We start from the raw sequence: 10342 nt of genomic DNA on the forward strand, positions 1-10342 counted from the left end.
GGAGGGTCGCTGCGAAGCAGCGGGTGGGGTGCGGCGCCAGACCCCCACCCGGACCTTCGGTCCGACCTCCCAACAAGGGGGACGTAGGGGGCAGCGCTGACTTAGCATCAATCGCCAATAGTCTGCATCTGCCGCTTTTCGTCATAGGCCTTGCGGGCTGCGTTGACCTGCGGCCGTGCGGAGACTTCCGGCACCGCGACATCCCACCAATGGCCGCCGGCATCGGTGGAAATCAGCGGGTCGGTGTCGATGACCAGCACGGTGGTGCGGTCGTTGGTTTTCGACTTTTGCAGCGCGGTCTCCAGGCCGGTGATCGACGGCACCTTCTCGGCAATAGCGCCCATGCTGGCCGCATGCGCGGCGAAGTCGATGTCGGGCAGGATCTCGTGGCGCGCGTCCTTCAAGAGGTTGTTGAAGTTGGCGCCGCCGGTGGCCATCTGCAGCCGGTTGATGCAGCCATAACCCCTGTTGTCGAGCACCACGATGGTCAGCTTCAGGCCAAGCATCACCGACGTGGCGATTTCGGAATTCATCATGAGGTAGGAGCCGTCGCCGACCATCACGACGATTTCCTGGTCGGGCTTGGCCATCTTGGCGCCGAGCCCGCCGGCAATCTCGTAGCCCATGGTCGAGAAACCATATTCGCCATGGTACGAGCCGGGCGCGCCTGCCTGCCAGAGCTTGTGCAACTCGCCCGGCAGGCCGCCCGACGCATTCAGCAAGGTCACGCCGGATCCTAGCGCGCGCTGCACGGCGCCGATCACCTGCGCGTCCGACGGGAAGGCGGCGTTGGTCGACGCCGTCACCTTGGAGGCTTCGGCCTGCCAAGCCTTCTTGCCTTGGGTCGCATTGTCGGTCCATGTCGCCGGTGCTTTCCAGTTCCCCAGCGCAGCACCGAGTTCGGCGAGCCCTTCGGCCGCGTCGGCGACCAGCGGCAGCGCGCGGTGCTTGCCGGCGTCGAAAGGCTGCACGTTGAGGCCGATGATGGTCTTGCCGGAATTCTTGAACAGCGCCCACGAACCGGTGGTGAAATCCTGCAGGCGGGTGCCGATCGCCAGCACGACATCGGCTTCCTCGGCCAGCCGGTTGGCGGCCGACGTGCCGGTGACGCCGACCGCCGCCATGTTCAGCGGATGCGTGTCCGGCAGCGAGGATTTGCCGCCTTGCGTCTCGCAGACCGGAATGCCGGCGCTCTCGGCGAATTTCGCCAGTTCATCCGAAGCCTGCGAATACAGCACGCCGCCGCCGGCGATGATCAGCGGTTTTTTCGCACCCTTCAGCGCGGTGACCGCCGCCGCCAATTCATGCCGGTCCGGACGCGGCCGGCGCTGGTGCCAGACGCGCTCGGCGAAAAAGCTCTCGGGATAGTCATAGGCCTCGGCCTGCACGTCCTGGCAGAGCGACAGCGTCACCGGGCCGCATTCCGCCGGATCGGTCAGCACCTGCATGGTCCGCGCCAATGCCGGGATGATCTGCTCGGGACGGGTGATGCGGTCGAAATAGCGCGACACCGGACGGAAGCAGTCATTGACCGTCGCGGTGCCGTCGGAAAAGTCCTCGGCCTGCTGCAGCACCGGGTCGGGAATGCGGTTGGCGAAGACATCGCCCGGCAAAAACAGGACGGGCAACCTGTTTACATGGGCGAGCGCCGCCGCCGTCACCATGTTGAGCGCACCGGGGCCGATCGACGAGGTCGCGGCCATGAAGCGGCGGCGGAAATTGGCCTTGCCATAGGCGATCGCCGCATGCGCCATCGCCTGCTCATTGTGGGCGCGGAAGGTCGGCAATTCGTCGCGCAACTGGTACAGCGCCTCGCCGATGCCGGCGACATTGCCGTGACCGAAGATCGCCCACACACCGCCGAAGATGGGCACTCGTCTGCCGTCGATCTCGGTCATCTGCTTGCTCAGTAAGCGGGTCAGCGCCTGCGCCATCGTCAGGCGGATTGTCTTGCTCATGGTGTTTTCCTCCGCAGTCCTCTTGCCGCGCCTTTATGCTGCTTTACGGCCACGCGCAGCAAGCCACGCTTCGGTCAACTGTTCGAAGCGCGCGGCCATGTCGGCGATAGCCTGGTCATCCGTCATCCTGCCGGCCAGCCATTGTTCGGCGGCGTGGACGAAGATGGTGCGGCCGACGGCAAAGCCCTTGACGATCGGCGCCTTGGCGGTGGCGGCAAAGGCCGCTTCCAGTTCGTCCTGCGGCGCTTCGAGACCCAGCAGCACGACGCCACGACACCAGGGATCGTGCTTCAGGATCACCGCTTCGATCCTGGCCCAGGCGCCGGCCGACGCCTGCGGCTCGAGCTTCCACCAGTCCGGCTTGATGCCAAGCGCATAGAGTTCTTCCAGGGCGCGCGGGATGGTCGTTTCGTCGAGCTTGCCGTGCTTGCCGGCGATGATCTCGACCAGAAGCTCCCGGCCGACCTTCCGCGCGGCTTCGAACAGCGAGCGCAGCTTCTGCTGCTGCTCTTCCTTGAGCGCTGCCGGATCGTCGGGGTGATAGAAGCACAGGCATTTGATGCAGTGGTCGACCGGCCATTCCACCAGTTGCGAGCCGATGTCCTGCGAGAACTCGAAGCGCAGCGGCCGCGAGCCCGGCAGTTCGACGGGACGGCCGAGCCAGGCAAAGGGGTGGCGGGCGAATTCGAACATCGCTTCGCGGCCATGCTTCTCGTCGATCAGCATGCCATAGCCGTCGCGGCCGGCGGCGACTTTCGCCGCAGCCTTGACCGCCAGCACCTTGAAGTCGCGGATGCGCGCCGGATCGGCGCCGGTCTTTGCCGCGACGTCCTCAAGCTGCACACGGTGGTCGCAGGCGAGCGCCATCATGGAGGGGATATCGCGGCGGCGGGTCGTCGCCCAATGGATGTGGTTGATCGCCTCGTCCTTGCGCAAAGCGAGGTGCTTGCTGCCGTTCTTGAGGAAGAACTGCAGCTCCTCGAAGGTCGGATATTCCGGCGCGCAGAGCAGCCGCGAGACGGCAAAGGCGCCGCAGGCATTGGCCCAGGTCGCCGACGTCGCATGGTTTTCCCCACCAAGCCAGCCACGCAGGAAGCCGGACATGAAGGCGTCGCCGGCGCCCAGCACATTGTAAATCTCGATCGGAAAGCCCTTGCCGACGATACCTTCTTCCAGATCGTCGCTGATCGGCCCGTCATAGACGATGCAACCCATGGCGCCGCGCTTCAAGACGATGGTCGCCGAGGACAGAGCGCGGATGGTCTTCAACGCACTCAGGCAATCGTCGGCGCCCGAGGCGATCATGATCTCTTCCTCGGTGCCGACGATGAGATCGCAATCGGGCAGCACCGTCTTCAGCTGGGCCGAGACGCGGTCGGATTTGACATAGCGCTCGAAACCTTCGGCATGGCCGGCGAGGCCCCAGAGGTTGGGGCGGTAGTCGATGTCGAACACCACCTTGCCGCCCTTGGCCTTGATGATGCGGATTGCCTTGCGCTGGGCGGCGTCGCTGTTGGGCCGGGAAAAATGCGTGCCGGTGACGACGATCGAGCGGGCCGAGGCGATGAAGGCTTCATCGATGTCTTCTTCGGCGAGCGCCATGTCGGCGCAGTCGCTGCGATAAAAGATCATCGGCGAGACGCCTTCGCTCTCGACCGAAAGCAGCACCAGAGCAGTCAGCCGTTCCTTGTCGGTCTTCAGCCCGTCGACATTGACGCCTTCGCGCCGCAGCTGCTCGCGGATGAAGCGGCCCATCTGCTCGTCGCCGACGCGGGTGAGCAGCGCCGAGCGCAGGCCTAGTCTCGCCGTGCCAACCGAGATGTTGGCCGGGCAGCCGCCGACCGATTTGGCGAAGGAGGTGATGTCCTCCAGCCGCGAGCCGATCTGCTGGCCGTAAAGGTCGACGGAAGCGCGACCGATGGTGATGACATCGAGCGTCGCCTGTTTGGCGTCCACGGCTTCGCTCATTGGAACCTCCCGTCGGTCTTGTTGTCTTGAGCAACGTAGTTGGGGGACACGCGCGAGCGGCAGCGTGGCGCCGGGAATATGAAATAATAATTCCAATCCATAGTCAATATGGAATGAGCATTCCTCCGCGAATTCGAGCGCCGGGCGCCGGCCTAGGCCTTACGCTTCTTGCCCGTGCTGCGCCGCTTCTCGCCGACGCCGACGGTGAGCGCCATGGCCAGCGCCATGGTGGCCGACAGCGAGCGGAAGCCGGCAAAATCGGCCTCGGCAACCTCGAACCAGACCTTGGCGAACTGCGCTAGTGGCGAAAACGAACTGTCGGTGATGGCGATGATCGGCACGCCCTGTTCGGAAATGGTGCGGGCCTCCTCGATGGTGGCCGGCGCATAGGGCGAGAAACTGATGGCAATGACGGCGTCCGCCGGGGTGGCGAAGGCGACCATCTCGGCATTGAGGCCGGCGGCGGATTCGATCAGCTGGTTGCGGATCTTCAGCTTGCCCAAGGCATAGGCAATGTAGCTCGCCACCGGGTAGGAGCGGCGCTTGGCCAGGACATAGATGGTCTCGGCCTTGGCCAGCAGCGAGATCGCGTCTTCCAGATGCGCCTCGTCCAGCGAGCGCGAAATATCGTTGAGCGAAGTGCTGGCGGCGGCGACGAAGCCGTCGAAGATGGCTCGGTGTCCAGCACCCGCATCGGCCTTGGCGCGCAGCGCCTGCAGGCGTTCGTCATAAGAGGAATTGCGCTCGCGCAGCCGCTCGCGAAACACCTGCTGCAGGCTGGTGAAGCCGTCGAAGCCTAGTTGCTGGGCAAAGCGGATCAAGGTGGACGGCTGCACGCCCGCCGAAGCGGCGATGCTGGCGGCGGTGCCGAAGGCGATGTCATCGGGATTGTCGAGCGCATAGGCGGCGATCTGGGCGATGCGCTTGGGCAAGGTTTCACGGCGATCGAGGATCGTGGCGCGCAGCGTCTCGAAGTCGCGAGGTACCCGTTCGTCCATCGTCGCCCCGTCCAAGCTCACCTAAAGCGCGTCGCGGTGAACGGATTCGTGCGATGCGCTTTAAGTCTTTGTTTTGATGCATGCCGTTGTCCCAGAACCGCGGCACACTTCTGGGCGACATGCATTAGAGCATGATGCCGAAAAGAGTGCATCGGTTTCGGACGACATCATGCTCTCTTTACACTCAAGTGACGTCCTCTCTGCCCCATCATAGCGAGCCTGCGCAAGAAGGCCATAAAAAATGAGGCAGACATTCCATTCGGAGAAGAAATGGACTAATTCATCCATCGATCGCTTCAGGTATTGGGAGAAAGAAATGGTCGGCGTTGGTCTTATCGGCACGGGTTTCATGGGCAAATGCCACGCCATTGCGTGGAGCGCCGTCGGCGCCGTCTTTCCCGATGTCGCCAAGCCGAAGCTGGTCCATCTCGGCGAGGTCAACGAGGAGTTGGCCAAGCGTAAGGCCGGCGAGTTCGGCTTCGCCAAGGCGTCCGGCGACTGGCGCGCGGTCGTCAACGACCCCGAGGTCGATATCGTCTCGCTGACCACGCCCAACCAGTTCCATCCGGAGATGGCCATCGCTATTCTCGAAGCCGGCAAGCATCTGTGGTGCGAGAAGCCGATGGCGCCGAGCTTTGCCGAAGCAGCGGCGATGGCGGCCGCTGCCAGGGAATCCGGCAAGGTCGCAGCCCTTGGCTACAACTACATACAGAGCCCGGCCATCCGCCACATCGGTGCGCTGCTCGAGGAAAAGATCATCGGCGAGGTCAACCATCTGCGCATCGAGATGGACGAGGACTTCATGGCCGACCCCGAAGCACTGTTCTTCTGGAAGCATGAGGCCGCATCCGGCTATGGCGCGCTCGACGATTTCGCCGTGCATCCGCTGTCGCTGGTCTCGACGCTGTTCGGCCGCGTCGCAAAAGTCATCTGTGACATGGCCAAGCCCTATGTCGACCGCAAGCTGGCCGCCGGCGGCCGCCGCGCCGTCGAGACCTACGACATCGCCAGCGTGCTGATGCATCTGGAAAACGGCATTGCCGGCACGCTGCTGGTCAACCGCTCGGCCTGGGGCCGCAAGGGCCGCATCGCCATCCAGATTTTCGGCTCCAAGGGATCGATCCTGTTCGACCAGGAGCGGATGAACGAAATCCAGCTCTATGTCACCGCCGATCGCCCGACCGAACAGGGCTACCGCACCATATTGGTGGCGCCACATCACAAGCCCTACGACGCCTTCCTCCCGGCGCCCGGCCATGGCCTCGGTTTCAACGACCTCAAGATCATCGAGTGCCACGAATTGCTGACGCGGCTTGCCGGCAAGCCGGCGCGGGTCATCGAATTTGCCGAAGGGCTGGAGATCGAGCGCACCGTGCACGCGATGGCGAGGTCGTTCGAGGAGAAGCGCTGGGTGGATGTGCGGTAAGATCCGCTCGCTTCAGCCGCCAGCGACAGCGTTCGCCTCCCAGCCATTGACCCAGACCTGCCGCAGGCGATCGCCTTCGCCCTTGAAGCGCAGGCCGGTCGGCTGGCAAGCCTCGATGCGGTCGCTGCGGAAATTGCGGATGGCCTGGCGCAATTCGCACCAGGCGACGATGTTGGCGGTCTCTGAATAGTAGATCAGCGCGATCGGACGGATCAGCCGCTCGGAGGCGCGGCCGATTTCGTCGCGATAGGACAGGTCGAGCTTTTCCTCGTCGCGGATTGCGCGGCGCACCAGCGCCAGATCGATGGTGCCGATTGCCGGTGCTGCGAACCCCCAGACATGCAGTGCGTTGGCGTCGAACGCCTGGCGCAACGGCGGCGGCACGGCGCCGGCGATCTTGGCGCTGACGCGCTTGGCCGCCTGCTTGAGTTCGCTGTCTCCCGTGCGCTCCAGCAGCGCCAGCGACAGGACGATCGCTTCCATCTCCTCGATCGAAAACATCAGCGGCGGCAGGTCGAAGCCGGGCCGCAATATATAGCCGATACCGCGCCCGCCTTCGATCGGCACGCGCATCGCCTGCAGTGCGGCGATGTCGCGATAGATCGAACGCATCGTGACTTCCAGCTGCCCGGCGATCATGGCTGCCGTCACCGGCTGCCGCGCCAGCCGCAGGATCTGGATAATCTCGAACAGCCGCGACGCCTTGCGCATTTCCTCTCCCTGATGAACGCTACTGACACATCCCCGTCAGTTGGGATGATTTATTGGACTGCCTATCGGGTTGAAAATCAACGAATTCCTCAACGGCACCCCAGCAGGAAGCGACAGGCAACTGACATGAGCTACGCGGAAAATCTCTGGCTGTTCTTTATCCTGCTGTCCGGCATCATCATCGTACCCGGGATGGACATGCTGTTCGTGCTTGCCAATGCGCTCACCGGCGGCCGCGACCGGGGCCTCGCCGCCACCGCCGGCATCATGGTCGGCGGCATCGTGCACACGCTGAACGGCGCCATCGGCGTCGGTCTGCTGATGCATTTCGTACCGATCCTGTACAAGCCGCTGCTGATAGCAGGCGCCGCCTACATGGCCTTCATCGGTATTTCGCTGATGCGCAGTTCCATCACCGTCGGCCATGACGGGCCCGTCGGCAGCCGCACGGCCTGGAAGGCCTTTCGCCAGGGACTGGTGACCTGCCTGATCAACCCGAAGGCCTATCTCTTCATATTTGCCGTCTATCCGCAGTTCCTGAAGCCGGATTACGGCCCGATCTGGATGCAGGCGACGGTCATGGGCCTGCTGACGGTGGCGACTCAGGCCGCGATCTATGGCGGGCTCGCCATCACCGCCGGCCGCAGCCGCAATCTGCTGGTGGCCAACCCGCGGGCGACCGCTTTTGCGGGCCGCGCGGCCGGACTGCTGCTGTTTGCGGTCTCGGTGTTCACGGCTTGGGAGGGGCTGAGGATGGCGTGATCCCGATCAAGCGATGACGCCGCGTTTCTTCGTCTCGGCGCTGCGCTTGCGGATCACTATCCCGGTCTTTGTCGTCGAGGGCGGCAGCAACCGCGTCCCCGAGATCGACGACGTCATGACCGTCCCACGTTCACGCCCAAGACGACGAGAAGCTCGTCCAGTTGCTCGAACGTCTCGCCCATCGCATCCGCCGCCCCGGTACCGGCCGCGTCGAGAGCCTCCTTCGAGGGATAGAGTTCGTGCATGACCAGCAGCGTCTTGCCACCCTTTTCCTCGAAGGTCAGCGTGGTGACGGGTCCACCGTCACCACCTTCCTCATTGGTCCAGACGAGGCGTGAGTGCGGTGTCACTTCGATATACCTGCCGAAGAATTCGTGAAGGTCCGAGGCGTCGTGGCCGAACACTAGGCGGTACGTGCCTCCTGTACGAGCATCCATCTCGCAGGAACGCAGGAACATGCCCATCGACTTCGGCACCCACCACTGCTTGAACAGCTCGGGCTTGGTCCACGCCTCGAACACGATGCGCGCCGGACCGTTGACTGTTCGCGTGACGACCAGCTCGCGCTCGGACGTCCGTTCGACCGTCGTGCGGTTGTTCGTGGGCTCACTCTCGGTTCTTTGGCGCATCGGCTTTCTCCTTCCGTTTCAATTCCTCGACAACCTTGTCCAACTCGTTGAAGCGTGCGTCCCAGAGCAGGCGGTGCCGCTCGATCCAGGCCGCCTCTTCCTCCAGTCCGCGCAGGCCGAGCTTGCAGGTCCGCACGCGGCCAACCTTCTGCGTGGTGACGAGCCCCGCCTGCTCCAGGACGCCGACGTGCTTCTTCATGCCCGTGAGGGTCATGTGGAACTTTCCGGCAAGCTCGGTGATCGAAGCATCTGCGCGTCCGAGCTGCTCCAGAACGCCACGCCGGGTGGCGTCCGAGAGCGCGGCGAACGAGGAGTCCAAGTCGGCATACTGAACCATATGGTTCAGTATCTAGCAGACCGGTGGCCGGGGTGCAAGGGGAGCCGCAGCGTCCTTCCCGCGCATCGCCTCGTATCAGGCGGCGCCCGGCCGGTTCTCCATCATGGCGCGGCGGGCTGAGCGGCGCCATTCTACGGCGCCGGCGAGGCCGTGCAGCACCGTCTCGGTGGTCGCCCAGTCGATGCAGCCATCCGTGATGCTCTGGCCATAGACGAGCGGCTTGCCGGGCACGACATCCTGACGGCCGGCAACGAGATTGCTCTCGATCATGAGGCCGATGATGCGTTCGTCGCCCGCCGCGACCTGACCGGCGACATCCGCCGCCACCTTGGGCTGGTTCTCCGGCTTCTTGGCCGAGTTGGCGTGGCTGACGTCGATCATCAGACGGGGGGCGATGCCGATGCGGGCGAGTTCGGCCGAGGCTGCCTCGACGCTCGCCGCATCGTAATTCGGCTGAACGCCGCCGCGCAGGATGACGTGGCAATCCTCATTGCCGGTGGTGGTGGCGATGCCGCTGCGTCCGCCCTTGGTAACCGCCATGAAATGATGCGGCTGGGCGGCGGATTTCACCGCCTCGGCGGCGATCCTGAGATTGCCGTCGGTGCCGTTCTTGAAGCCGACCGGGCAGGACAGGCCGGAAGCCAGTTCGCGGTGGATCTGGCTCTCGGTGGTGCGCGCGCCGATGGCGCCCCAGGCGACGAGGTCGGCAATGTATTGCGGCGTCGTCATGTCGAGAAATTCGGTGGCCGAGGGCAGGCCGAGATTGTTGACCGCCGACAGCACGTTGCGCGCCATCCGCAGCCCCTTGTCGATGTTGAAGCTGCCGTCGAGATCGGGATCGTTGATAAGGCCCTTCCAGCCGACAGTCGTGCGCGGCTTTTCGAAATAGACCCGCATGACGATCTCCAACCGGTCGGACAGGGTCTCGCGCAGCGCCACTAGCCGGCTGGCATAGTCAACGGCCGCGACCGGGTCGTGGATCGAACACGGGCCGACGATGACAAGCAGCCGGTCGTCGGTGCCGTTCAAGATGGCATGGTTGGCGTTGCGTGATGCGCTCACGGTGCGCGTTGCCGTCAGCGTGCGCGGGATCTCCCGCATCACCTCGTCCGGCGTACTCAATTCTCGGATTTCCTTGACCCGAAGATCGTCTGTGGTGGTCAACACGGCTTTCTGCTCCTGTTTTTAGGAGACCTGCCGGCTGATACAAAAAAGCCGCCAGGTCTGGCGGCTGTTCGGACTTGTTGCTGCAATCTTCAGATCGAGCGCAATCCTCCCGCCGCCAGCGAGCTGCTAAAGTACCAATACGAGGCGGTCAGGTTGATCATGAGGCTCATATAGTCGATGCGGAGGCGCTTGTCACGTGGGGTATGCGGAGACAATTCGGGATGGGCCGAATCCTCGCGATTTCGTCATCCCTGGGCGGAGCAGGAGCGAAGCCCCGTCGCGGAGACCCTGGGATCCTGTGTGTTGTTCCCATGCTATGTTTGGGGTGGGAAGGAGACCGACAGGATCCTGGTCGTCCTTTTTGAGGACAGGCCGTGGCATGGCTC

Annotated in this window: 9 protein-coding genes; 2 read left to right on the plus strand and 7 right to left on the minus strand. The window is 63.9% G+C overall.

Annotation, left to right across the window (positions count from 1 at the left end; genetic code table 11):
- Positions 1-107 precede the first annotated feature (107 nt).
- From iolD to NKH38_RS30865, 3 genes are all read right to left on the minus strand, one after another.
- The gene (gene iolD / locus NKH38_RS30855; RefSeq protein WP_352765218.1) at positions 108-1958 is read right to left on the minus strand and encodes a 3D-(3,5/4)-trihydroxycyclohexane-1,2-dione acylhydrolase (decyclizing); all 1851 of its coding nucleotides are present in this window, start codon (positions 1956-1958) and stop codon (positions 108-110) included.
- A 33-nt stretch (positions 1959-1991) separates the two neighbouring features.
- Positions 1992-3926 carry a bifunctional 5-dehydro-2-deoxygluconokinase/5-dehydro-2-deoxyphosphogluconate aldolase gene (locus NKH38_RS30860; RefSeq protein WP_352765220.1) on the minus strand — a complete coding sequence of 645 codons (1935 nt, stop codon included), beginning with the start codon at positions 3924-3926 and terminating at the stop codon, positions 1992-1994.
- A 152-nt stretch (positions 3927-4078) separates the two neighbouring features.
- Positions 4079-4924, minus strand: coding sequence for a MurR/RpiR family transcriptional regulator (locus tag NKH38_RS30865; protein ID WP_023703746.1), 846 nt, complete (start codon positions 4922-4924; stop codon positions 4079-4081).
- Between the two features lie 316 nt (positions 4925-5240).
- Here NKH38_RS30865 and NKH38_RS30870 point away from each other — a divergent pair, with 316 nt between their 5' ends.
- Entirely contained in the window at positions 5241-6350 is a 1110-nt protein-coding gene (locus tag NKH38_RS30870) for a Gfo/Idh/MocA family protein (protein WP_023727837.1), read from the plus strand.
- Positions 6351-6362: 12 nt separating this feature from the next.
- Here the strand turns inward: NKH38_RS30870 and NKH38_RS30875 are convergent, their stop codons facing one another.
- Positions 6363-7061 (minus strand): helix-turn-helix transcriptional regulator, encoded by a 699-nt coding sequence (locus NKH38_RS30875; protein WP_023727838.1) that lies wholly within the window; start codon positions 7059-7061, stop codon positions 6363-6365.
- A 126-nt stretch (positions 7062-7187) separates the two neighbouring features.
- On the opposite strand from NKH38_RS30875, the gene NKH38_RS30880 reads away from it, so the two are divergent.
- A complete protein-coding gene (locus tag NKH38_RS30880; protein WP_352765223.1) occupies positions 7188-7823 on the plus strand; it encodes a LysE family translocator in 636 nt (211 codons plus the stop codon).
- Positions 7824-7936: 113 nt separating this feature from the next.
- Here NKH38_RS30880 and NKH38_RS30885 read toward each other — a convergent pair whose 3' ends face one another.
- From NKH38_RS30885 to NKH38_RS30895, 3 genes are all read right to left on the minus strand, one after another.
- Positions 7937-8452: an SRPBCC domain-containing protein gene (locus NKH38_RS30885; RefSeq protein ID WP_352765225.1), complete on the minus strand. Its 516-nt coding sequence runs from the start codon at positions 8450-8452 to the stop codon at positions 7937-7939.
- Positions 8430-8789, minus strand: coding sequence for an ArsR/SmtB family transcription factor (locus tag NKH38_RS30890; RefSeq protein WP_023687408.1), 360 nt, complete (start codon positions 8787-8789; stop codon positions 8430-8432). Before NKH38_RS30890 ends, NKH38_RS30885 begins: the two co-directional genes overlap by 23 nt.
- A gap of 75 nt (positions 8790-8864) precedes the next feature.
- Complete coding sequence (locus tag NKH38_RS30895) at positions 8865-9956, minus strand: 3-deoxy-7-phosphoheptulonate synthase (RefSeq protein ID WP_352765227.1); 1092 nt, start codon at positions 9954-9956, stop codon at positions 8865-8867.
- Positions 9957-10342: the final 386 nt, after the last annotated feature.

Source organism: Mesorhizobium sp. M1078 (assembly GCF_040318615.1).
Classification (GTDB): domain Bacteria; phylum Pseudomonadota; class Alphaproteobacteria; order Rhizobiales; family Rhizobiaceae; genus Mesorhizobium.

Coding starts and splice junctions, on each gene's coding strand:
- iolD (WP_352765218.1), bottom strand. CDS start 1,958: ATGAGCAAGACAATCCGCCTGACGATGGCGCAGGCGCTGACCCGCTTA.
- NKH38_RS30860 (WP_352765220.1), bottom strand. CDS start 3,926: ATGAGCGAAGCCGTGGACGCCAAACAGGCGACGCTCGATGTCATCACC.
- NKH38_RS30865 (WP_023703746.1), bottom strand. CDS start 4,924: ATGGACGAACGGGTACCTCGCGACTTCGAGACGCTGCGCGCCACGATC.
- NKH38_RS30870 (WP_023727837.1), top strand. CDS start 5,241: ATGGTCGGCGTTGGTCTTATCGGCACGGGTTTCATGGGCAAATGCCAC.
- NKH38_RS30875 (WP_023727838.1), bottom strand. CDS start 7,061: ATGCGCAAGGCGTCGCGGCTGTTCGAGATTATCCAGATCCTGCGGCTG.
- NKH38_RS30880 (WP_352765223.1), top strand. CDS start 7,188: ATGAGCTACGCGGAAAATCTCTGGCTGTTCTTTATCCTGCTGTCCGGC.
- NKH38_RS30885 (WP_352765225.1), bottom strand. CDS start 8,452: ATGCGCCAAAGAACCGAGAGTGAGCCCACGAACAACCGCACGACGGTC.
- NKH38_RS30890 (WP_023687408.1), bottom strand. CDS start 8,789: ATGGTTCAGTATGCCGACTTGGACTCCTCGTTCGCCGCGCTCTCGGAC.